This window comes from Priestia sp. YIM B13486, assembly GCF_042787865.1.
Lineage (GTDB): Bacteria > Bacillota > Bacilli > Bacillales > Bacillaceae_H > Priestia > Priestia megaterium.
In genome coordinates, this window is sequence record NZ_JBHZOZ010000012.1 from 1 (window position 1) to 22,115 (window position 22,115).

The 22,115-nt window shown below is 37.3% G+C and carries 20 protein-coding genes and 1 tRNA gene; 17 read left to right on the top strand and 4 right to left on the bottom strand.

What is annotated here, in order from left to right; genetic code table 11:
• From ACFX4G_RS22875 to ACFX4G_RS22905, 7 genes are all read left to right on the top strand, one after another.
• A tRNA-Met gene (locus ACFX4G_RS22875) sits at window positions 1–77 on the top strand.
• Between the two features lie 139 nt (window positions 78–216).
• Window positions 217–822, top strand: a complete 606-nt coding sequence (locus ACFX4G_RS22880) for a hypothetical protein (RefSeq protein ID WP_013081582.1) — start codon at window positions 217–219, stop codon at window positions 820–822.
• 345 nt (window positions 823–1,167) lie between these two features.
• Window positions 1,168–1,665 (top strand): GNAT family N-acetyltransferase, encoded by a 498-nt coding sequence (locus tag ACFX4G_RS22885; protein WP_013081583.1) that lies wholly within the window; start codon window positions 1,168–1,170, stop codon window positions 1,663–1,665.
• Window positions 1,666–1,914: 249 nt separating this feature from the next.
• Window positions 1,915–3,687 carry an extracellular catalytic domain type 1 short-chain-length polyhydroxyalkanoate depolymerase gene (locus ACFX4G_RS22890; protein ID WP_377577212.1) on the top strand — a complete coding sequence of 591 codons (1,773 nt, stop codon included), beginning with the start codon at window positions 1,915–1,917 and terminating at the stop codon, window positions 3,685–3,687.
• 279 nt (window positions 3,688–3,966) lie between these two features.
• Window positions 3,967–5,283 (top strand): LysM peptidoglycan-binding and 3D domain-containing protein, encoded by a 1,317-nt coding sequence (locus tag ACFX4G_RS22895; protein WP_377577215.1) that lies wholly within the window; start codon window positions 3,967–3,969, stop codon window positions 5,281–5,283.
• Window positions 5,284–5,491: 208 nt separating this feature from the next.
• Window positions 5,492–6,253, top strand: coding sequence for a M15 family metallopeptidase (locus tag ACFX4G_RS22900; RefSeq protein WP_377577218.1), 762 nt, complete (start codon window positions 5,492–5,494; stop codon window positions 6,251–6,253).
• Window positions 6,254–6,482: 229 nt separating this feature from the next.
• Entirely contained in the window at window positions 6,483–6,611 is a 129-nt protein-coding gene (locus tag ACFX4G_RS22905) for a YjcZ family sporulation protein (RefSeq protein ID WP_013081587.1), read from the top strand.
• Window positions 6,612–6,664: 53 nt separating this feature from the next.
• Here ACFX4G_RS22905 and ACFX4G_RS22910 read toward each other — a convergent pair whose 3' ends face one another.
• Both ACFX4G_RS22910 and ACFX4G_RS22915 read right to left on the bottom strand, forming a co-directional pair.
• Window positions 6,665–7,201: an SH3 domain-containing protein gene (locus ACFX4G_RS22910; RefSeq protein ID WP_043982683.1), complete on the bottom strand. Its 537-nt coding sequence runs from the start codon at window positions 7,199–7,201 to the stop codon at window positions 6,665–6,667.
• Window positions 7,202–7,361: 160 nt separating this feature from the next.
• Window positions 7,362–7,535: a hypothetical protein gene (locus ACFX4G_RS22915; RefSeq protein WP_165575601.1), complete on the bottom strand. Its 174-nt coding sequence runs from the start codon at window positions 7,533–7,535 to the stop codon at window positions 7,362–7,364.
• Between the two features lie 148 nt (window positions 7,536–7,683).
• Here ACFX4G_RS22915 and ACFX4G_RS22920 point away from each other — a divergent pair, with 148 nt between their 5' ends.
• The 4 genes from ACFX4G_RS22920 to ACFX4G_RS22935 all read left to right on the top strand — a co-directional run bounded on the left by ACFX4G_RS22920 (window position 7,684) and on the right by ACFX4G_RS22935 (window position 11,404).
• Window positions 7,684–8,514, top strand: a complete 831-nt coding sequence (locus ACFX4G_RS22920) for a GNAT family N-acetyltransferase (protein WP_377577221.1) — start codon at window positions 7,684–7,686, stop codon at window positions 8,512–8,514.
• Window positions 8,515–8,983: 469 nt separating this feature from the next.
• Window positions 8,984–10,435: a cardiolipin synthase gene (gene cls, locus ACFX4G_RS22925; protein WP_043982686.1), complete on the top strand. Its 1,452-nt coding sequence runs from the start codon at window positions 8,984–8,986 to the stop codon at window positions 10,433–10,435.
• A 174-nt stretch (window positions 10,436–10,609) separates the two neighbouring features.
• Window positions 10,610–11,101 carry a YflT domain-containing protein gene (locus ACFX4G_RS22930; protein WP_230184818.1) on the top strand — a complete coding sequence of 164 codons (492 nt, stop codon included), beginning with the start codon at window positions 10,610–10,612 and terminating at the stop codon, window positions 11,099–11,101.
• A gap of 75 nt (window positions 11,102–11,176) precedes the next feature.
• On the top strand, window positions 11,177–11,404 hold the full coding sequence (locus ACFX4G_RS22935; RefSeq protein WP_028410211.1) for a hypothetical protein: 228 nt from the start codon (window positions 11,177–11,179) through the stop codon (window positions 11,402–11,404).
• Window positions 11,405–11,631: 227 nt separating this feature from the next.
• Here the strand turns inward: ACFX4G_RS22935 and ACFX4G_RS22940 are convergent, their stop codons facing one another.
• Window positions 11,632–11,841, bottom strand: coding sequence for an alpha/beta-type small acid-soluble spore protein (locus ACFX4G_RS22940; protein WP_016762907.1), 210 nt, complete (start codon window positions 11,839–11,841; stop codon window positions 11,632–11,634).
• 270 nt (window positions 11,842–12,111) lie between these two features.
• Between ACFX4G_RS22940 and ACFX4G_RS22945 the strand changes: the two genes are divergently transcribed.
• On the top strand, window positions 12,112–13,443 hold the full coding sequence (locus ACFX4G_RS22945) for a prolyl oligopeptidase family serine peptidase (protein ID WP_230184817.1): 1,332 nt from the start codon (window positions 12,112–12,114) through the stop codon (window positions 13,441–13,443).
• A 137-nt stretch (window positions 13,444–13,580) separates the two neighbouring features.
• Window positions 13,581–14,579, top strand: coding sequence for a LacI family DNA-binding transcriptional regulator (locus ACFX4G_RS22950; protein WP_013055218.1), 999 nt, complete (start codon window positions 13,581–13,583; stop codon window positions 14,577–14,579).
• A gap of 63 nt (window positions 14,580–14,642) precedes the next feature.
• Here the strand turns inward: ACFX4G_RS22950 and ACFX4G_RS22955 are convergent, their stop codons facing one another.
• Window positions 14,643–15,923 (bottom strand): MFS transporter, encoded by a 1,281-nt coding sequence (locus ACFX4G_RS22955; RefSeq protein WP_098548648.1) that lies wholly within the window; start codon window positions 15,921–15,923, stop codon window positions 14,643–14,645.
• Between the two features lie 429 nt (window positions 15,924–16,352).
• On the opposite strand from ACFX4G_RS22955, the gene iolG reads away from it, so the two are divergent.
• The 4 genes from iolG to iolD all read left to right on the top strand — a co-directional run bounded on the left by iolG (window position 16,353) and on the right by iolD (window position 22,037).
• Window positions 16,353–17,375 (top strand): inositol 2-dehydrogenase, encoded by a 1,023-nt coding sequence (gene iolG / locus ACFX4G_RS22960; RefSeq protein WP_050691411.1) that lies wholly within the window; start codon window positions 16,353–16,355, stop codon window positions 17,373–17,375.
• A 76-nt stretch (window positions 17,376–17,451) separates the two neighbouring features.
• Window positions 17,452–18,459, top strand: a complete 1,008-nt coding sequence (gene iolC / locus ACFX4G_RS22965; RefSeq protein WP_230184815.1) for a 5-dehydro-2-deoxygluconokinase — start codon at window positions 17,452–17,454, stop codon at window positions 18,457–18,459.
• Between the two features lie 73 nt (window positions 18,460–18,532).
• Window positions 18,533–19,990, top strand: coding sequence for a CoA-acylating methylmalonate-semialdehyde dehydrogenase (locus tag ACFX4G_RS22970; RefSeq protein ID WP_043982695.1), 1,458 nt, complete (start codon window positions 18,533–18,535; stop codon window positions 19,988–19,990).
• A 112-nt stretch (window positions 19,991–20,102) separates the two neighbouring features.
• Window positions 20,103–22,037, top strand: coding sequence for a 3D-(3,5/4)-trihydroxycyclohexane-1,2-dione acylhydrolase (decyclizing) (iolD, locus tag ACFX4G_RS22975; RefSeq protein WP_377577227.1), 1,935 nt, complete (start codon window positions 20,103–20,105; stop codon window positions 22,035–22,037).
• The last annotated feature ends 78 nt before the right edge of the window (window positions 22,038–22,115 follow it).

Sequence of the window (22,115 nt, forward strand, 5' to 3'; positions counted from 1 at the left end):
CGCGGGGTGGAGCAGTTCGGTAGCTCGTCGGGCTCATAACCCGAAGGTCGCAGGTTCAAATCCTGTCCCCGCAACCAAATTATCTTTTATACATACTTGAATATATCATTATTATCCTTAGGCATAGCCTAAGGATTTTTTGTTTGGCTATATTTATAAACACTTGTTTAGGTTATGATATAAGATAGTGATGCAGATTAATCAGGAGGTTTTTTCATGTTACAAAGTAATATTCAAACTTATATTGAAAAAGAAATGAACGTTCAAGGTCAATCTTTATCTCTATACCAGGAAGAAAAGGAATATGCGTTGCAAAAAAAGTTGGTACCGCAAAACCTGATGATAGAAGAAAAAGAGGAATCTTTACGTTTTAAAGATTCTTATATCGAAAGAGTAGATAAAGAAACGGACGAGCTGATCGCAGAAGAATCTCCTCTTTCGTTTTTAGATACGCCCATTTCTTACTTGAAAGAACACAGAAGTGAATTTCTATATGTAGAATCAAAATGGTTCGAATTTATTAAGCTTGATGGATGTTCTTTTGAAGTGGATGATGTGTTTGGCACATATAAAGTATTAACCGGGCTACATATGCAAAAAAAATTCGGTTCTTTACTAAAACAATTTTTTGCTAAAGAACTTAATGAAAGTCCAACAAGCGTCCAACTTTTATTTAATGATAAAGATGGATTATGGGATGTGAATATTGAGTTAGATGCTATAAAAGAGTTTAATGAAAAAATGTCGATAGGTGAAGTTCTTGTTCTTACATATCGTTTTTTCTTTCATCTAGTGGAGTATGTAGAGAACGAAAAGGCTTAAGAAATGATGATGACTTTCACTGTAAAGCATAGAACGTAGTTTCTATGCTTTTTTTGATGAGTAATACGTAATGAATGCTAAATGAAGCTGGAAATACATTTACATCTCTATGTTTTTATGGAATGATAAAGAGTATCTTTACCTATATGACTGCTATGGGTGAGGAACAACTATCAGGAACTTTTCTAGTTTTTTGAGAAAGTAGCTCACATATTAGCTGTTAATAGGACTCAGAGCAAGAAAGCTTCCGTAGGATGAAGTATAATATATACATACAGGAACTATTTTTAACTTTATAAAAAATGTCTGCTGACGTATGGGATTATAAATAAAGAGGGGATGTTCATGTTATTAAGAAAAATAAAGTCTGAAGAATTGGCAGAAGTCTATCAAATGGGATATGCCGCATGGCCTAAAGGCAGGACGTACAAAGAGTATGTGAGAGATAATCAAAAAGAAGAAACATATGGAATTCGGTATGTATACGTAAATGAAGAGGATCAAATTATTGGTTCATTTATTTTGCTTCTTTTACAAACTCCTCGATTAAAATTTGCTTTGCATGGTATTGGATCTGTTGTTGTACACCAGCTTTATCAACGAATGGGGTATGGCCGTGATATGCTTGAAGACTTTTTTAAAAAGATGAAGATAGAGAAGCGCAGCGCTATTTTTATGCTGTATAGCGATATTCTTCCTGAATATTATCATCAGTTTGGGTTTAAGGAGCTCCCTTCTCATTTACAACGTTATCCTCAATCCATTGCTATGGTAAATTGCAGCGAGTCACAATATGAATACTTAAGTAAGCAATCCATAGAAGACATACCGGCCTATTTTTAAAAGGTATGTCTTTTTTATAGTATTTATCGGCATAATCGTTTACAATTTTATGTAAGCGTTTTCTTTTTTTAGGAGATGAATGATTTTATTCGTCCTCATAACCGTAGGCAAATCGTGCAGTTAATATAAATTTTATTACATAAAACCTTGCTATCATCTTACTAGTAATTCTTATTCATTTCCATACCATACCGATATGTACGTTTGCTGCTAAGTATAACCATATCAATATAAGGAGGAAGCAGGAAGATGAAACGATTATTTATAGCAGGGATGATTTTTATACTTTTTTTATCTTTAGGTGCTGTATCTTCTTCAGCCGCAGGAAGTTTTACCTCTAAAACATATAACGGAAGGACATACAAACTGTACGTACCTAGCAGTTATCAGGGAGGTGCTGCCTTACCTCTAGTAGTTATGCTACATGGCTGTACTCAAGACCCTGATCAATTTGCAGCAGGAACACAAATGAATGAACTGGCGGAGACAGAGAAGTTTCTTGTTCTTTATCCAGAACAACCCTCTTCTGCTAATTCAAATAAGTGTTGGAACTGGTTTGATACTGCTCATCAATCAAGGGGAAGCGGTGAACCAGCGTTAATTGCTGGAATGATCAATCAAATAAAAAGCAGTTATTCAATAGATGCCGACCAAGTCTTTGTTGGAGGGCTATCTGCTGGAGCAGCTATGAGTGTTATTATGGGAGCTACTTATCCAGACATATTTGCGGCTATCAGCGTTGGGGCTGGCTTAGAATATAAAGCAGCGACTAATGTGACAGGTGCTTATACAGCAATGAGCATTGGAGGCCCTAATCCTATCCAACAAGGAGATTTAGCCTATTCAGCCATGGGAGATCATAAACGAGTGGTTCCAGTTATTTTGTTTCATGGGACAGCTGACTACACTGTTGCGCCTATAAATGCGCATCAAATATTATCGCAATGGGCTCAAACAAATGATAGAGCGTCTGATGGGCTGGATAATAACGATATTGATGATACGGCAGATCAAACTGCAACAGGTACAGTATCTGGTGGAAGAAGCTATACGCAATATATTTACAAAGATACAGCAGGAAAAACAGTAATGGAAAAGTACATGATAGAAGGAATGGGACATGCTTGGTCAGGGGGAAGTACATCCGGTTCTTATACAGATCCTAAAGGACCAAATGCAACTAAATTAAGCTGGAACTTTTTTAAAAGCCATCCGAAAAATGGTGATGCTCCTAATCCAGGAGATATATCCCCACCGGTTACAGCTGCTTCACCAGCGGGAGGAACGTATGGAAGTTCTGTTTCTGTTACATTATCAACCAATGAACCTGCCACCACTTACTATACATTAGATGGAAGCTTACCAACTGTTAATTCTCTAAAGTACTCTGAGCCTATTACCATCAACTCTAGCAAAACAGTAAAGTTTTTTAGTGTAGACGCAGCGGGTAACCAAGAGGAAGTAAAGACGGAAGTTTATCAAATTTCTGGAACTTCAGAGAAATCTTCAGTATTTTCTTCACTTACTGCTGAAGATGGATTTATCGGAAACTTATCAGCTGACGGTATGAGTAGTTCTATTCATAAAATTGGGGATAAAGGAATGTACAATACCGACACATACCGAACCATTTTATCTTTTGACACAGGTTCTTTACCTGATGATGCAATCATTAGGGATGTATCTTTAAAAATTTATCGCAAATCTTCAACTGGTAATATTTCATCTTTGAAAGGCGATATTAAAAGCGGTGTATTTGGAACTAGCAGTGCTTTAGAACAAATAGATTATCAGGCTTCACCATCTATTTCAGGAGGCTTCCAAATATCAGTGCCTTCACTCAATAATGGATATACAACTATTCAACTTCCTTCCTCGCTTTGGGGATATATGAATAGGACCGGCAAAACTCAGTTTCGCTTGTCAAGCTCAGGTCCAGCGGACTTTTTAAGTGACGTAGTTGAAATTTATGGGGGCGACAATCCTGCATATGCTCCAACTTTAACTGTTTCATATCAGTAAAAAAACCTTCTAAAAGCTAACTGCTTTTAGAAGGTTTTTTTTGCTGATAAGTTACTTTTATCACCGAATACAACTCCAACTTTTTATAGAGTTTTCTTCAAATTTTGACATGATTTTGATGAAATTTAATCATTATTCAAAAATGAATTGTCAGAAATATTACAAGAAAATGTTTAAAATTAATTAAATCCGTAATAAAAGTAAAATATTCCTGTAATGGAAGTGAAATGAACAGGTGGTATCATTCAGTCATTGAGTAAATAAGGAGGTATTCGGAAAATGAAGAAATTTGTATTTACTCTAGGGACAACGGCAATTCTTTCAGCAGGATTTGTAGGTGCAGCATCTGCCTCTACAAGCGGAACGTATGAAGTACAAAAAGGTGACACTTTATGGAAAATCGCTCAAAATCATAATGTGAGCGTAGACGAGCTAAAAGATGCTAATAACTTAACATCAACACTAATTTATCCAAATCAGACACTAAACTTATCTAGCATAAAAGAAATCGTACATACTGTAAAACGTGGTGACAATTTGTGGTCAATCGGTCAACATTATGGCGTAACAGTAGAAGAAATTAAAGAATGGAACGGTTTAACATCAGACTTAGTTTTCCCTGGAGAACAATTTAAAATTAAAACGGCACAAGCAGCTCAATCTCAAACAGCTAGTGCGCCAGTAGCAAAGGCAGCTCCACAAGCGCAGCAGTCTCAAACGGCACAAGCTCAGCAAGAACAAGCAGCACAAGAACAAACGCAAAAAGAACAAGAGCAAGCTCAAGCAGCACAAGCACAGGTAGCACAAGAGCAAGCACAAAAAGAACAAGAGCAAGCTCAAGCAGCACAAGCACAGGCAGCACAAGAGCAAGCACAAAAAGAACAAGAGCAAGCTCAAGCAGCACAAGCACAGGCAGCACAAGAGCAAGCACAAAAAGAACAAGAGCAAGCTCAAGTAGCAGCACAAGCACAGGCAGCACAAGAGCAGGCACAAAAAGAACAAGAGCAAGCTCAAGCAGCAGCACAAGCACAGGCAGCACAAGAGCAGGCACAAAAAGAACAAGAGCAAGCTCAAGCAGCAGCACAAGCACAGGCAGCACAAGAGCAGGCACAAAAAGAACAAGAGCAAGCTCAAGCAGCAGCACAAGCACAGGCAGCACAAGAGCAGGCACAAAAAGAACAAGAGCAAGCTCAAGCAGCAGCACAAGCACAGGCAGCACAAGAGCAAGCACAAAAAGAACAAGCAGCTCAGCAACAGCAACAAGCAGCTCAACAGCAGCAACAGCAGTCTCAACAGCAAGCTAGCGGCAAGTCTATGACTGTTGAAGCAACAGCTTATACAGCTAACTGTGCTGGATGCAGTGGTACAACAGCTACTGGAGTAAATTTAAAATCAAATCCAAATCAACGAGTAATTGCGGTTGATCCTAGCGTTATTCCATTAGGTTCAAAAGTATACGTTGAAGGTTATGGTCAAGCTGTAGCAGCAGATACAGGTGGCGCAATTAAAGGAAATCGAATTGATGTATTCGTTTCTTCAGATAGTGCTGCACAAGACTGGGGCAGAAGATCAGTTAAAATTACAGTTATCGACTAATACTAGTCTTATAGAATAGAAGTAAAGAGAGATGTCTTTTAGGAGACATCTCTTTTTTTATGCTTAAAATGAACGTTTGAAAAAATTAGGTCCGGGCATACTAAAATTTATAGTAGGAATTAGTTTGTTATATTAGTAATTATTTCTTGATTTGTATACAATGTTTGAGTGTCCTAAAAAGCTGAAAATATGTCAGGAGTATAGAAATATGAAACTTTATAAAAAAATGGCTTTACTAATAGTGCTGGGTGTTATCGCAGGATTCTCGTATCTAGGCTATCAAGGATTATTTCAGCACGATGATCATTTGAATACGTCTGATCATAATCCTTTATCTTCTTCTAAACAGAAGCAGAATAGTATAGAAATTGTAGGGAACCCAGAATCCATTGCTGTGTTAGTAAACAAGCAAAATCTTCTTCCTGATCACTATGAACCCACTGACCTTGTATACCCAGACGTTCGGTTTGTATTTAAAGAAAAAATCGAAAAGCGCCAAATGCGTACAGAAGCAGCAAAAGCATTAGAAAGGATGTTTTCAGCTGCTGAACGAGAAGGAATTTACCTAGCCGGTGTTTCTGCCTATCGTTCTCAAAGTCGTCAAGAATCTCTTTATCAAGCGTATATAAAACAAGATGGAGAAGCGGCAGCTAATCATTACAGTGCTCATCCAGGCAGCAGTGAACATCAAACTGGTTTAAGTATAGATGTATCAGGCAGCACCGGTAAGTGTGCAGCTCAAGATTGTTTTAAAGATACTCCTGAAGCCAAATGGATTAAAGCAAATTCATATAAATACGGATATATTGTTCGCTATCCAGAAGGAAAGCAGCAGATTACAGGTTATAAATATGAGCCGTGGCATATACGATTTGTCGGAAAAGAACTCGCCTCTAAGGTGTCTAAGAAAGGAATTACGTTAGAAGAATATTATAATGACTACATGCAAGTTGATAATCTGGTTCAATAAAAAAGAAGAGTTATATAAACTCTTCTTTTTTTGTATTGCTGGAATATACCCTTACTTTAAAAAGGGGAACGAGGGAAAGATGTAGAGATGAAGCACGGGATGATATATCCTATGCCTTACTAGTAAAAGAGTTAACGTTTATAAATTATAATGAATTTTGTGATAAAGAATACTCATGTTCGTTTTCATTTCCCTTCACATATTCTACAAAAAAGGGAGGTGAAAGAAAATGAGTTTTTACGGAGGTTATGGTTATGGGTACGGATACGGATCAAGTCACGGAAGTAGCTTTGCGCTAATCGTTGTGCTATTTATTTTACTAATTATCATCGGTGCTTCATGGGCAGGGCACTATTAATCAGGTGTCCATAAATAAACTCCCTTGAAATAATTCAAGGGAGTTATCTATTTTTATCTATAAGTAGGTAACTGTAAGTACGCAGTGCTTACATATCCTTTAAAGCCGTTGTATTCTACAAAAGCCCAATCAAATGAAAGCTTGTTATCTTTTGAGTAGCCCCAAGCTAAGAAGCTGACGCTTTTTCCTTTAGGAATAGTTGTTACAACTTTGTTGCTTGTGCTAGGCCCTGTGCGTAAATTAAGGTTAGCAGCTGTATGAACAGTAGTAGGGACTTTCATTAAATAGGAAGTACTGATATATCCGGTGCCGCCAATTATTTTAATGGCGGCCCAGTCTGCATTTACAAACTTGACTACTTCGATTTGATCTTTTTTTCTTAATGTATCAAGAATCTTTCCCTGAGTGCTAGGTTTTGCACGTATATTGAGTACGTTTGCGGTCACTTCATATACGCTGAACGGTGCGTTTATTTTTTCTGCTGCACTTGCTGTTTGCTCGTGAGTGAATGGCAGTGTTCCAGATAGAGATGAAAAAGTAAAGCCCGCTGCTAATGCTAAAACCGATATAGATTTCGTAATTGTCTTCATACAAATATCCAACTCCTTAGTGAAATAGGTAATAACTTTTCTATAACACTAAGAATAAGGGTTACTTGTTTCTAAGTTGTTACCAACATATATCCCAGTTGTAAATTTATAAAAGGTCTGTAAAAAAGTTTATTTCACCGACCTTTTAATAGCTTTATTGCTACTCCTCCTCGCGATCTTCCGTTGATTTGTAAAAAGAAAAATATACAAAAACAGATAATACTGTTCCATAAATGCTCCACAAAGCTAAAGCGAAAATGAATTCTTTCTGCAGGCAATAAATAATGGTTAAAGCAACTAGTGCCATAAAACTTATTAAAATGGTCTTTTTCATAAGCACCCCGCCTATTTAGTTTGATTACTCTATATGCTTTTTGATCTTGCTTTTACCCTATAATTATTCGACTATTGCGCTAAAGATGAAAGGAAAAAGTTAAATAAAGCCGAACTTATAATAAAAAGAAGAATGCAGGGGGCGTTTTATGTTAGAACAACATGTGTTAGAAGATATACAAAAGCTACAGTCTATTTGCGAACAAGAAGAGCACATAGAGCTGAAGCTGAATTTTGATATGTTACGAAGTCGAAAACAAAATGAAGTTAACGATTTTTTTCATTATGAAGATAATCAGCTTGTTGGGTTTATTGGTCTTTATGGGTTTGGGAATACAGTAGAAATATGCGGAATGGTCGCTCCTAGCTATCGCCGAAAAAGGATTTTTTCAAAGCTGTTTTCTCAAGCTTTACATATATGTAAGAAGCGTGGGTATACAGAGATTTTATTAAATGCTCCTGGCGATTCGGTTTCAGGCAGGGAGTTCTTAAAGCAAATTCCATGTTCATTTACTTTTTCAGAATATCAAATGAAGTGGGCAGAAAAAGAATTGGAAGATGATAATCCCTTTGTTACACTTCGCTCTTCCCAATCAGATACAGATATGAAAATGGAAATACAAGTCGATGTGGAATGCTTTGGTATGTCTTTAACAGAAGCAGCTGCTTATTATGAACAAACGAAAACGGAAGAACAGCAAATTCATTTTATCGTAGAGTACAATAGTCAAGCGGTTGGAAAGTTAAGGGTATCGTATGATAAAAGCGAAGCATGGATTTATGGATTTGGTATTTTACCTTCTTACCAAAAATCAGGAATAGGAAAAGCCGCTTTAAAACAAGTTGTTTTAAAGCAGTTTCGGCTAGGATATGATATATTTCTTGAGGTTGAAGCGAAAAACAAACGCGCTTTGCAACTCTACGAAACATGCGGTTTCAATTCATATCACGTGCAAGATTATTACGTATACAGCTTGTAGATAAAAAACACGGAAATCTTAGATTTTCGTGTTTTTTATTTATATATTAGATGATATGTGCTTTTTTGAGTAAATAATGAGAAAGTAGAGAAAAAGTGATATGCCCGTTGATAGAAACAGGGAAGGCCATACAAACATGATAGGAGCGCTGCAAGCAAGGATACACGTAAGAATACCTCCAATAAATGCTTTTCTAAATAATTGATAAGCCGTATACCCCAGGCTAATACTGACAAATACATTGATGAGGCTAAGAAAAATAAACGAAAAAAACAAATTATCTCCCCCCTTGTTTTTAATACACCATAAAAGAAATATTTCACATTTTTAGTGTAGCAAAAAAGAAAAAAATTTGAATCCTAAAGGTGAAAAAGGAAGCGATCTGTGTTATGTATAGTAAAGTGAATGAAAGCGTTAAAAACGGAAATGAGTTAATAAAGCAATGCAGTAGAAAGAAAGGAGTAATAGGATGGAATTTGCCCATATCTTTACACTAAGTGTATCTGTTGTAACAGCTATTAATGTTTTATTAGCCGGTATTCTTATTTTCATCGAACGAAGAGATATAGGATCTACATGGGCGTGGCTTCTTATTTTATTTTTTATACCGATTGTCGGCTTTATTGTATATCTATTCTTTGGAAGACAGCTAAAACAGAAGAACTTTTATAAGTTATCATCTGATGAGCGGGAATATTTAAGATCTTCAGTAGATGAACAATTAAAAGAACTTAAAGCTACCCATGAGTATCGAAATGATTTATTGATTCAACATAATAAATTGCTGTTCACTAATTTAAATTCTTCTAAGTCACTCGTGCGCACGGACAATGAAATTGATATCTTTAGTGATGGTAATCAGAAATTTGATGCATTGTTTGAGGACATTCGAAATGCTAAAAAAGAAATTAATATTCAATATTATATTATTCAACGAGATAATCTTGGGAAAAAATTAAGAGATGAGCTAACAAAAAAAGCAAAAGAAGGCATAAAGGTTCGCGTTCTTTATGATGAAGTAGGATCTAGAAAAATGACGCCATCATTTTTTAAGGAGCTTATTTCATATGGCGGCGAAGCACAGGCGTTTTTCCCTTCAATTCTTCGCTTAATTAATTTTCGGATTAACAATCGAAATCATCGAAAGCTTTGTATTATTGATGGTGAAGTAGCATACATAGGAGGATTTAACGTAGGAGATGAATATTTAGGGTTAGATCCAAAAATGGGTTATTGGAGAGACACTCATTTTCGTATTAAAGGAGAGTCAGTGAACGATATTCAAGGGAGATTCATTTTAGATTGGCATCAAGCAACAAAGCAGCCAATTGAACTGGAACAATTTTTGCATCGTACAGAAACTCATTCTGGAACGGTTCCTGTACAAATTGTAGCAAGCGGGCCAAACTCGACTACTCAGCATCTGAAAAACATGTATATCTCATTGATTATGTCGGCCAAAGAAAGTGTGTACCTTCAAACGCCTTACTTTATTCCAGACGCAAGCTTTATGGATGCTTGTAAAATTGCTTTATTATCTGGAGTAGAGATTCATATTATGATTCCAAACAAACCCGATCATCCTTTTGTTTATTGGGCTACGTGGTCTCACGTAGGCGAACTGCTGACGTATGGTGCACATATTTATCTCTATGAAAAAGGCTTTTTGCATGCTAAAACGATTGTAGTAGATAATGAAGTGTCTTCTGTAGGCACGACGAATATTGATCCACGAAGTTTCAGCCTTAATTTTGAAGTGAATGCAGTTGTATATGACCAGCCTATTGCCAAAAAGTTGCAGAACCTGTTTCTTGAAGATGTGCAATGCAGTTCAAAATTAACGTTTGAACGATATAAAGAGCGCTCTCTTCTTATAAAATTTAAAGAAGCGGTATCTCGCTTACTGTCACCAATTTTATAATACAAATCATTGATATCATGAAGCAGACTTGAATTTTTAGATTCAGGTCTGTTATTTTATTGGTTTCTCCTTGTAAGGAGAGTTAGAGATAAAATTAAAAAGTTTTACCAAAAAATCCAAGGGTATTAATACTATAACAAGCTAAAAAATGATAATACCTAGGAGGAATAGAAAATGACAAAAAATGTAGTAGGTACGTATGATTCAGAGGCAGCGGTTATTACAGCGATTCGAAATTTAAAAACACAGGGATATCCGGACAGTGCACTTTCTGTCTTGACAAACAGCGGTCTGCGTCATGAAAATACAGAAGCGCTTGAGCATTCTGCAGGAATTGATGTGCAAACAGTTGATACAGATCAACACTCAAAGCACCATCAATCCTTTATGGAGAAAATAAAAAATGCTTTTACGCCGTCTGAAGAAAAAATGGATCAAGATGTTAATCGAATCGAAAATCAATTAACCGAATATGGTGTACCTGCTGCAGAAGCTTCCTCATATGTATCTGATCTTAAAAAAGGAAAAGTTTTGCTGATGGTAGACGCAGTTGAGCATGATAAACACAATTCAGCTCTAGGACAAACAGTGACACCTGCTGAAAAATCAGCTGACCCAATGAATGAAAAAATGTTATACGGCAATCACGAAAATAAAATAAGGTAATGTTGAAGTAACCAAATGCGATAATAAAAGACTGCGTTCTTAAATAAAAGCTAGTTAACGAAAGGAAGGGGACCGATGAGAAATCTAGAAAAAACAGAATACGAACTTGACTATTTAAAACAGCAGCAAGAAGTTAATCAGAAGCTCATCAAAGTTTCACAGTCTCTTGTTGCTACGTTAAAACAGTATGAAGAAGAACCAGAGAATACGGAAGTATTAGCTGTTCTTGCTGACTTAGAAGGTCAGCAAGAGCAGCTAAAAGCAAAGACCGAAAAGATATCTAAAGAGCTTGCACATTTATAGAGTGAGATGAAAGAAGTTCCTATAAAAGGAACTTCTTTTTATGTTTTATCATAAACAATCTATTGTGAGAGAAAGAGAACCTTATATAACGGAACGTAAACGTTATGGAGAGGTTTTGTTTTAGATACATATAGAGGAGAAGAAATGCGATAAGAGATTATGTAAAAATGGGAAAAGGAAGAACGATTATTCGCTCTTCCTCCAGCCGTATTGCTTATGATAGTGATTTAGAAACGTCCGCCGCCAAGTTGCTGTTCAGCCATTTGCACAAGACGTTTTGTGATTTCGCCGCCTACTGAGCCGTTTGCGCGTGCAGTTGTGTCAGGACCAAGAGTTACGCCAAATTCACTAGCGATCTCATATTTCATTTGATCGATTGCTTGTTGAGCACCGTGTACTGCTAATTCGTTGCTGCTCTTATTTCTGCTGTTTGCCATCATAATCAACTCCTTTTATAAGGTTAAGATTATGATTTGATTAATAGATAGTTTTTATACATAAAATAAAAAAATTTTTTCAGGGACTTATAGAATATGCTTATTGGAATAAAGAACCAAAAGTTTCCGCTAGGTAACGGAAAATAATTATGTGTAGAAAGAGAGAGGGGGCAAGTAAAATAGAACACAAATAAGTAAGCGGTTACAAAACGATTAAGATAGAAGGAGAATTTTAATATTCCTATTCTATTTAAAAGGAGGAGATTTGCTATGTATCAAAGGTTAAAAAAGTCTGTACTATTGGCTATTACATTGAGTTTAGCAATTGGCATTGTACTCTCTTATGAGAAAGCAGCGCTGGCGAAGCAGACGCATGAAAAATCTACATCCTATCGTACAGTGACAGAGATTTATGACTGGGGAGCGGCGATCACAAAAATTATTATTGACTTAGGTGAACCTGTTCCAACCAATTCACTTACAAAAGAAACGTTTAAGGTGCATGTGGCTCGAAGTGATAGTCGATTAGAACCGTCTTTATTGGAACAAGGAGGTCGTACAGTAAAAAAAGCCTATGTATCCGATAAAGATGGACAACCAGCCGTACATACTGGAAAATATGCAGTTTTAGAAATGGAAGTTGGACCAGCTGTTTCATTAGGAGCACCACTAAATTACGATGAATATGGTACAGGGTTAAATGCATGGATAGACAGTCAATATACCATTACTCAGCAAAAAGACATGATAACAAATAAAGGAAAGTTGTCAGGGCTTGTAGTGAAACAGTTTGCGGGAGAGAAAAAAGAACTCGTAGATGATTTTACAATTAAAAAAGGTATATATCAAGATATAGAATTAGCATACGCAAGTCATGCACCGGCAAAGGATAAGAAAAAGAATCCATTAATCATTTGGCTACATGGTGGAGGAGAGGGAGGAACAGATGCAACAATTCCCTTATCTGCCAATAAAGCTGTTAGTTTTATCACAAAAGAAACTCAGGCTTATTTTGAAGGTGCCTACGTTTTAGTACCGCAAGCGCCAACAAAATGGATGGATGGTTATACGAGTAAAGCGGATGGAACTTCTATTTATAAAGAATCACTGATGGCCTTAATTGAAGAATATGTTTCTAAAAACCCTGATATTGATCCCAATAGAATCTATATCGGAGGAGCATCTAATGGCGGATATATGACTATGCTTATGATTCGTGATTATCCAAAATACTTTGCAGCAGCATTTCCAGTATGTGAAGGACTAAATGATAGATTAATTACGAATCAAGATATTGAAAAGATGAAAGAAACACCTATTTGGTTCGTAGCCGCCAAGAATGATACGGTCCTTCCGCCAACAATTAACACTCTTCCAACTTATGAACGTTTGGTGAAAAGCCATGCAAATAATGTTTATTTATCACTATTTGAGGATGTCCATGACACCACAGGCTTGTATAAAAATAACGATGGTTCGCCCTATCAGTATAATGGACATTCATCTTGGATATATCTGTATAATAATGAGCCCAACGCTAAAATAAACGGAAGCACAACAAGCATAATGGAATGGATGAGCAAACAATCGTTGAAAAATTAATCATTTTAAAAAAAGCTGTTGCACATTGAACAGCTTTTTTATTTCTCTTTTAAAACGAAAGATTGTATCTAAAATAAACGATTGAATACTTTCGTGATAAAATAAGGAAAGAGATCACGAAGAAAGGAACAGTGAAAGTGAAACCAACCATTTACGATGTTGCGAAAAAAGCAGGGGTATCAATAGCCACTGTATCCAAAGTAATCAATCAAACAGGCCGTATTAGTGAAAAAACTATAAAAAAAGTGAATGAAGTAATGATGGAATTAGATTATCAGCCTAGCAGTGTTGCAGCGGCGTTAACAGGAAAAAAGACGTACACGATCGGTGTTCTAGTTCCTGATATCTCGAATCCTTTTTTTGCAGAGGTAGCAAGAGCTTTTGAAAATAGTGCTAGAGCAGCGGGATACACGCTTTTTTTATGCAGTACAGATCATCAAACTGCGCGCGAACATGAATATATAGATCTTTTATTTAAAAAACAAGTAGATGGAATCATTATCGCAACCGAACTAAATGATACGAAGCTCGTAAAGAAGATCGTGAAGCATGATGTACCGCTTGTATTGTTTTCAGTTGACCATCCTTCTATTTCAACGCATGTAGTGACAATTGATAACGTTCGCGGAGGATATATCGCAGGTACGTATTTAATAGAAAAAGGTCATCAATCGGTAACAATTATGACTGAAAAAGATAGAAAAAGCAGTGAGGGACGATTAGCGGGATTTAAACAAGCGCTCACAGAAGCAAATTTATCACTAGAAAATCAATCCATTATCAGCTGTTATTCAACAGTAGAAGATAGCAGGAGAGCAAGTAAACAGCTGCTTTCCTTACCTAATAGGCCAACAGCAGTCTTTGCATGTACAGATCTAATTGGGGTATCGCTCATAAACGAGGCAAGAAAGCAGGGGCTTTCGATCCCGGGAGATCTGTCGGTAATTGGATTCGATAATACGATTTATGCTGATATTGCTGAGCCGGGTTTGACAACGATTGAACAACCCATTTCTCAGATGGCTACTAGTACGTTTGAACAGCTGTTAAAGTCTATGAAAAAAGAAGAGCATGCGAAACAGCGAGTAACGATTATTCCCGAACTAGTAGAACGTGCGTCGGTAAAAAAGTTATAAAATAGAGAAGATAAAAAAGCTACAGGTGTTGAGACACCTGCAGCTTTTTCTTCTTAAGCATATTTATAGAGAGACCGGACTTTTGACTTCGTTTATTGTTTCGCCTTTAATAGTTGTCTCTGTTGGAATCGTAAGGAAACCAGTTAGAAAAGCACCAAAGAAGTATAAGCAAGCAAAGATCCAAATTACGCCGCCCGTGCCCAAAAGACCAATAAAAACGGTCACAATTAAAGGACCTACAAAAGCAGAAAGTCCAGATCCTAAGTTCAACACAGACATTGCAGCTCCTTTATTCTCCGGAGCTAAAGAAGGCACTAACGCTGTAAGAGGGACATAACCTGCTAGCGTTGCACCGTAACAGCATGCGACAATCATCATTACCCAATAATTATGTCCGACGAATTGCGGTACATAGTAGAGAGCAAGTGTTACAATTCCGCATCCAACTCCGCCAAACCATTTGATTGTATTTACCCAGCCAAACTTATCTCCAACAATACCAAAAATAATATTAAAAGCCATATTCACAAAAAACAATGTACCCCAGATTTGCAACCATTCACTCATCGTAAAATCATGTTTCATCATATATGTTGGCAAGAAAACAACAAATCCAAATTGAGCAGCAGAGTTAATAATCTTTACGATACCGCCGATTCCTATTTTAGGGTTCTCAAATGCAATTGTAATCCCTTTCATTAATTCTTTTGTTTTATTATCGTTTACTTTTTGTACGGTAAACTTGTCTTTATTCATAATAATCGAAAAGATTCCACCGATCAAAACAAAAAGTAAACCACTCCATAAGGTAGCGATTTCTCCGATTTTTGGAACCATATAACTTGAGTAAAAGGCTCCGATTACGCTTAATCCGAGCTGGAAGACAAACCAAAACCAGCCTACTGCTTTTGAAAGCATTTCCTGGGGCGTGCGGTAAGACACCCAGACCAAGAATGAGTAAGCAAATAAAGGGTAACCAAATCCTCTAAGAGCATAACAAATTAGTATAATGGTGTAATTCATAATATGAAGTCCTAAACCTATAAATCCAATTGAACCAATAATAAAGGATATCAAGCCGAATGCCATTGCTTTTCTAGGACCCCACAGTTGAACCAGTACGCCGGAGAACCAGGAAGAAACAGAGACCGTAATGCCGTAAACAGTAAACAGTAAAGCAGCATGTTCAATGGTTAAACCTCGTTCTACAAGATAAGGAGATAACCATCCTTGTTCTAAACCATCGCCAATCATAAAAACAATAATACCTATGTATCCCCACGTTAAATGAGAAGGGATCCCAATCCTGTCTAAAGCCGTTTTTCTGGAAATAAATTCATTCATTTTCCACACCACCAGATCGATTATTTTGTGTAAAACATCAGACTAATTTGGTTAAGCGCTTAATCTATTTGATAAAAAGTATACGCTTACATTTTTTGAACGTCAATTAAAATTTTAAATATATATAATTTTCAATTAAATTATTTCGATTATAAAAATATTAGTATGTAAGTCAATAATCATTGAATTCATGATAAAAATACTTGAATATAGAGAATTTCTTTATGTTTCATCGATAAATAGATAAAAAATAAAAATAGTTTTTTATAGTGTGCATTTAGAATGTTAAAAAACAAATATTCTAAATAATCTATAAAAACTGTTTGCATTTCAGAAAACGTTATGTATAATTGGAATCAGGAAAGCGCTTAACCTGTATAAAGGTTTGAGCGAATGTTTTCTTAACTTTTAATTAAAGGGGAAAATAAGATGGGGATTCTTACAATTGGAATAATTGGTGCTGGACGCATAGGGAAATTACACGTTGATAATTTAAAATTAATGCCGCAAATAAAAATTAAAGCGGTTTCAGATGTGGTAGTAGACCATTTACATGAATGGGCTGCAAGTAAAGAAATTTCGACGTTAACAACAAATTATCAAGATTTATTAGCTGATCCAGAAATTGATGCCGTATTCATTTGTTCGCCAACGAATACGCACGCATCGATTATTAAAGAAGCAGCTCGAGCGAAAAAGCATATTTTCTGTGAAAAGCCCGTTAGTTTTTCAGTAGAAGAAACAATCCAAGCGTTAGAAGTAGTAAAAGAACATGGCGTGCAGCTTCAAGTTGGCTTTAACCGACGCTTTGATCCCAACTTTAAAAAAGTGCATGATCTTGTACAGCAAGGAGAAGTAGGACAGCCGCACATTTTAAAAATCACCTCCAGAGATCCTCAGCCTCCGAGTCCGGAATACGTTCGCGCTTCAGGAGGATTGTTCATGGATATGATGATTCATGATTTTGATATGGCTCGTTATGTAATGGACAGTGAAGTAATTGAAGTATCGGCTTACGGCACGACGCTCATCGATCCTGCTATTGAAGAAGCAGGGGATATAGATACAGCAATTGTGTCATTAAAATTTGCAAATGGAGCTTTAGGTGTAATCGATAACAGTCGTCAAGCTGTCTACGGTTACGATCAGCGCCTTGAAGTTTTTGGTGAAAAAGGTGCAGCTGCCGCTGACAATTGCCGTCCTACTACAGTAGAAATATCAACAGGCGAAAGCGTAGTCAAAGAGAAGCCGCTGTATTTCTTTCTTGAGCGCTATACACAAGCGTACATAGCGGAAGTGACACAGTTTGCAAGAGCAATTATGGAAAAGCAAAGCGTTATTTGTACAGGGAACGATGGGTTACAAGCAGAACGGATTGCTAAAGCAGCAAAAGAATCTTTACTATCCGGGCAGCCAGTGAAGATTGAACATAAAAAATACGCAGTGAATTAATGACAGTAAACGTGGGGATGAAAGAAATTGGTCTTTCTACCCTTTTAGGAAAGCGCTTAACTAAGGAGGAATAAAGATGAATCCGCTTGTTTTTAAAGAAAATCGTGGGTTAGATTTCATCGCTGTTGGCCGTTTATGTATTGATTTAAATGCAAATGAAACACAGCGTCCAATGGAAGAGACTAAAACATTTACTAAATATGTCGGAGGCTCTCCGGCTAATATTGCGATTGGAGCAGCAAGGCTAGGTCTAAAAACCGGTTTTATCGGAAAAGTATCAGATGATCAAATGGGACGCTTCATTATGGATTATCTGCAAAAAAATAAGATTAATACAGATAGCATTGTTGTTGATAAAACGGGGGCCGTAACGGGGCTTGCTTTTACGGAAATCAAGAGCCCTACAGATTGCAGCATCTTAATGTATCGTGATAACGTAGCGGATTTAAAGCTAAGTCCTACAGAAGTATCCGAAGAATATATCAAACAGTCAAAGGCACTTTTAATATCTGGAACAGCTCTTGCGCAAAGTCCTTCTCGTGAAGCAGTGTTTTTAGCACTAGAACACGCACGCAAGCATGAAGTTGTAGTGTTTTTTGATATCGACTATCGTCCATATACATGGGAATCGGAAGCTGAAACGGCAGTCTATTTTAATTTAGCCGCTGAAAAATCAGATGTAATTATTGGTACGCGAGAAGAGTTTGACATGATGGAAAAACTTTTAAATTATAAAGAATCTAATGATCAAGTAACAGCAAAGCGCTGGTTTTCTCACCATGCTCAAATCGTCGTGATTAAGCACGGTGGAGAAGGGTCTATTGCCTATACAAGAGATGGTAAATCTCACCGCGGAGGAATATTTAAAACAAAAGTTCTGAAAACGTTTGGTGCTGGTGATTCATATGCTTCAGCCTTTATTTACGGATTGATGCAAGGGCTGGAAATTCCACAGGCAATGCGATTGGGGGGTGCCTCCGCTTCGATTGTAATTTCAAAACACAGCTGTTCAGATGCTATGCCGACAAGCGTTGAGCTCTTCAACTTTATGGAGACAGCAACGGAAGTTTTGCAGGAAGTTTAATAAACAAAGGGAAAATCTTGAGAGATTAAAGGAATAGCAACTTATTAAAATGAGATAAAGGGAGAGATATTCTATGACACAGACAGCAGTAAAAACAGTAAAAAACTATATTGGTGGACAATGGATTGAATCAGCTACATCAAAAACGGAACCTGTGTATAACCCAGCGACAGGTGAATTAATCGCACAGGTACCTCTTTCTACAAAAGAAGACGTAGATCAAGCGGTGCAAGCAGCAAATGAAGCGTTCAAAGGGTGGGCAAAAACAGCCGTGCCTAAACGTGCACGAATTTTATTCAAGTATCAGCAGCTATTAGTAGATAACTGGGATGAATTAGCAAAGTTAGTGACGGTTGAAAACGGAAAAAGCTTTAACGAAGCGCGAGGCGAAGTGCAGCGTGGTATTGAATGTGTAGAATTTGCGGCGGGTGCTCCTACGTTAATGATGGGGAAACAGCTTCCTGATATTGCAACAGACATTGAGTCTGGCATGTACCGCTACCCAATTGGTGTCATTGGGGGAATTACGCCGTTTAATTTTCCAATGATGGTTCCTTGCTGGATGTTCCCGCTTGCGATCGCTTGCGGCAATACATTTGTGTTAAAGCCTTCTGAGCGTACACCGCTTTTAGCTGCAAGATTAGTAGAATTATTTGAAGAAGCTGGTTTGCCAAAAGGTGTATTAAACATTGTAAACGGCGCGCATGATGTGGTAAACGGTCTTCTTGAACATAAGTTAGTGAAAGCTATTTCGTTTGTAGGTTCCCAGCCTGTAGCTGAGTACGTGTACAAAAAAGGTACGGAAAACTTAAAGCGTGTTCAAGCTTTAGCCGGTGCTAAAAACCATTCAATTGTATTAAAGGATGCAGATTTGAACGTAGCAACAAAACAAATTATCGGAGCCGCTTTTGGTTCAGCAGGTGAACGTTGTATGGCAGCATCTGTTGTTACTGTACAAGAAGAAATTGCGGATCAGCTAATTGAAAGATTAGTAGAGGAAGCAAATGATATTGTAATTGGCGACGGCTTAGAAGAAAATGTCTTCTTAGGACCAGTTATTCGTGAAAATCATAAAGAGCGTACGCTCAGCTATATTGAATCAGGCGTGCAAGAAGGAGCAAAGCTTATTCGTGACGGTCGCACAGATGCAGCAGTAAATGGCAATGGCTACTTTGTCGGACCAACGATTTTTGATCATGTTACGCAAGAAATGAAAATTTGGCAAGATGAAATTTTTGCACCTGTGCTGTCCATTGTACGTGTGAAAACATTAGAAGAAGCTATTGAAGTAGCTAATAACTCTCGATTTGCAAACGGTGCTTGTATTTATACAGATAGCGGCGCAAGTGTACGTGAGTTCCGTGAAAATATTGAATCTGGTATGTTAGGAGTAAATGTAGGGGTACCGGCACCTATGGCATTCTTCCCATTCTCTGGCTGGAAAGATTCTTTTTATGGTGATCTTCATGCAAACGGTACGGATGGCGTGGAGTTTTATACAAGAAAGAAAATGGTAACAACGCGCTGGTAAGTAATTCATTAAAAATCGCATCTCATTTTTAAAGGAAGTATCAGGAATTAAAGATATTCCTTATGCTTCCTTTTTTTAAATCGCAATCTAGTACTAGAAGGGAGAAAGAAGCATGGAAACAGTTAGAATGACGACGGCACAAGCATTAGTGAAGTTTTTAAATCAGCAGTATGTTGAATTTGATGGAAAGCAGCATCAGTTTATTAAAGGGATTTTTACAATTTTCGGGCACGGAAATGTGGTAGGTCTTGGGCAAGCTTTGGAAGAAGATCCAGGAAATCTAGATGTATATCAAGGACGTAATGAACAAGGAATGGCCAATGCAGCGATGGCTTTTGCAAAACAAAAACATCGAAAGCAAATTATGGCTTGCACATCTTCAGTGGGGCCAGGTTCAGCAAATATGGTTACAACGGCAGCCACTGCTTCAGCTAATAATATTCCAATTTTGCTGCTTCCTGGTGATGTATTTGCAACTAGACAGCCGGATCCCGTTTTGCAGCAAATTGAACAGTCATATGATTTATCTATTTCTACAAACGATGCTTTTCGACCAGTGAGTAAGTACTGGGATCGCGTAAGCCGCCCTGAACAATTGATGACAGCTATGATTAATGCGATGCGTGTATTAACGAATCCAGCAGATACGGGAGCTGTAACTATTTGTTTGCCTCAAGATGTGCAGGGGGAAGCATGGGATTTTCCAGCTTATTTCTTCCAAAAGCGCGTTCACCGCATTGAGCGCCGCCTTCCGACTAGGGACAGTCTAGCAGATGCAATTCAATTAATGAAAACAAAGAAAAAGCCAATCATCATTTGTGGAGGAGGCGTTCGGTATTCAGAAGCTGTAAAAGAGTTAAAACAATTTGCTAGTGAGTTCCATATTCCATTTGGAGAAACTCAAGCAGGGAAAAGTGCCGTTGAAAGTGACTATCGCTATAATCTGGGCGGAATAGGTGTAACAGGGAACTCAGCTGCTAATACAATCGCTAAAGAAGCAGATTTAGTAATTGGAGTAGGCACTCGATTTACTGATTTTACAACAGCATCTAAACAGCTTTTTCAACATCCCAACGTGCAATTTCTTACCATTAACACGTCTGAATTTCATGCAAATAAACTTGATGCTGTGAAACTTGTAGCTGATGCAAAAGAAGGATTGCTTGCTCTTATGAAAGAGCTAAAATCAATTGGCTATCAGTCTGGTTATACAACAGAAATTGCAAATGCTAAAGACGCATGGGAAACAGAATTAGAGCGTCTGCATAGCATATGTTTTACTGGTGCAGATTTTGTTCCGGAAATACAAGGTCATTTAGATGAAAGCTTAGCTGAATATGTAGAATCACTTGGTACTCAATTAACGCAAACCGAAGTAATTGGAGAGGTGAATAAGCTCCTTGATGACAACTCCGTCATTGTTGGTGCAGCAGGAAGTCTTCCAGGCGACTTACAGAGAATGTGGAAATCTACTAAACCTAATACCTATCATATGGAATATGGATATTCATGTATGGGATATGAAGTATCAGGCGCACTTGGAGTTAAGCTGGCAGAACCAGCTAAGGAAGTGTATGCGATGGTTGGAGATGGAAGCTATCAAATGCTTCATTCAGAGCTTATTACAAGCCTTCAAGAAAGAAAAAAGATAAACATTTTACTGTTTGATAACTCAGGCTTCGGGTGCATTAATAACCTTCAAATGTCAAACGGTATGGGGAGCTTTGGCACAGAGTTTCGTTATCGAAACGATGAAACAGGAAAACTAAACGGAAACGTGATGAAAATTGATTTTGCAGCCAGCGCCGCAGGCTACGGTGTAAAAACGTATCGCGTAAGTTCTCTTGAAGAATTAAAAACGGCGATAGAAGATGCACAAAAACAAGAGGTTTCTACGCTAATTGATATTAAAGTACTGCCAAAAACTATGACGAACGGTTATGAATCATGGTGGCATGTAGGAGTAGCAGAGGTATCTAAAAATCAGCATGTACAGGAAGCTTATGAAGATAAGGTGAAAAACCTTGAAATGGCAAGAGTTTATTAAGGAACAGGAGAAAATGAGGTTGTTGAAGAGAAACATTCGATAAATATAAAAGAGGTTTTAATTTCATATAAGGGAGAG

Coding starts and splice junctions, on each gene's coding strand:
- ACFX4G_RS22895 (WP_377577215.1), top strand. CDS start 3,967: ATGAAGAAATTTGTATTTACTCTAGGGACAACGGCAATTCTTTCAGCA.
- ACFX4G_RS22880 (WP_013081582.1), top strand. CDS start 217: ATGTTACAAAGTAATATTCAAACTTATATTGAAAAAGAAATGAACGTT.
- ACFX4G_RS22920 (WP_377577221.1), top strand. CDS start 7,684: ATGTTAGAACAACATGTGTTAGAAGATATACAAAAGCTACAGTCTATT.
- iolD (WP_377577227.1), top strand. CDS start 20,103: ATGGAAACAGTTAGAATGACGACGGCACAAGCATTAGTGAAGTTTTTA.
- ACFX4G_RS22940 (WP_016762907.1), bottom strand. CDS start 11,841: ATGGCAAACAGCAGAAATAAGAGCAGCAACGAATTAGCAGTACACGGT.
- ACFX4G_RS22915 (WP_165575601.1), bottom strand. CDS start 7,535: ATGAAAAAGACCATTTTAATAAGTTTTATGGCACTAGTTGCTTTAACC.
- ACFX4G_RS22910 (WP_043982683.1), bottom strand. CDS start 7,201: ATGAAGACAATTACGAAATCTATATCGGTTTTAGCATTAGCAGCGGGC.
- ACFX4G_RS22970 (WP_043982695.1), top strand. CDS start 18,533: ATGACACAGACAGCAGTAAAAACAGTAAAAAACTATATTGGTGGACAA.
- ACFX4G_RS22935 (WP_028410211.1), top strand. CDS start 11,177: ATGAGAAATCTAGAAAAAACAGAATACGAACTTGACTATTTAAAACAG.
- ACFX4G_RS22945 (WP_230184817.1), top strand. CDS start 12,112: ATGTATCAAAGGTTAAAAAAGTCTGTACTATTGGCTATTACATTGAGT.
- ACFX4G_RS22930 (WP_230184818.1), top strand. CDS start 10,610: ATGACAAAAAATGTAGTAGGTACGTATGATTCAGAGGCAGCGGTTATT.
- ACFX4G_RS22905 (WP_013081587.1), top strand. CDS start 6,483: ATGAGTTTTTACGGAGGTTATGGTTATGGGTACGGATACGGATCAAGT.
- cls (WP_043982686.1), top strand. CDS start 8,984: ATGGAATTTGCCCATATCTTTACACTAAGTGTATCTGTTGTAACAGCT.
- iolG (WP_050691411.1), top strand. CDS start 16,353: ATGGGGATTCTTACAATTGGAATAATTGGTGCTGGACGCATAGGGAAA.
- ACFX4G_RS22885 (WP_013081583.1), top strand. CDS start 1,168: ATGTTATTAAGAAAAATAAAGTCTGAAGAATTGGCAGAAGTCTATCAA.
- iolC (WP_230184815.1), top strand. CDS start 17,452: ATGAATCCGCTTGTTTTTAAAGAAAATCGTGGGTTAGATTTCATCGCT.
- ACFX4G_RS22955 (WP_098548648.1), bottom strand. CDS start 15,923: ATGAATGAATTTATTTCCAGAAAAACGGCTTTAGACAGGATTGGGATC.
- ACFX4G_RS22890 (WP_377577212.1), top strand. CDS start 1,915: ATGAAACGATTATTTATAGCAGGGATGATTTTTATACTTTTTTTATCT.
- ACFX4G_RS22900 (WP_377577218.1), top strand. CDS start 5,492: ATGAAACTTTATAAAAAAATGGCTTTACTAATAGTGCTGGGTGTTATC.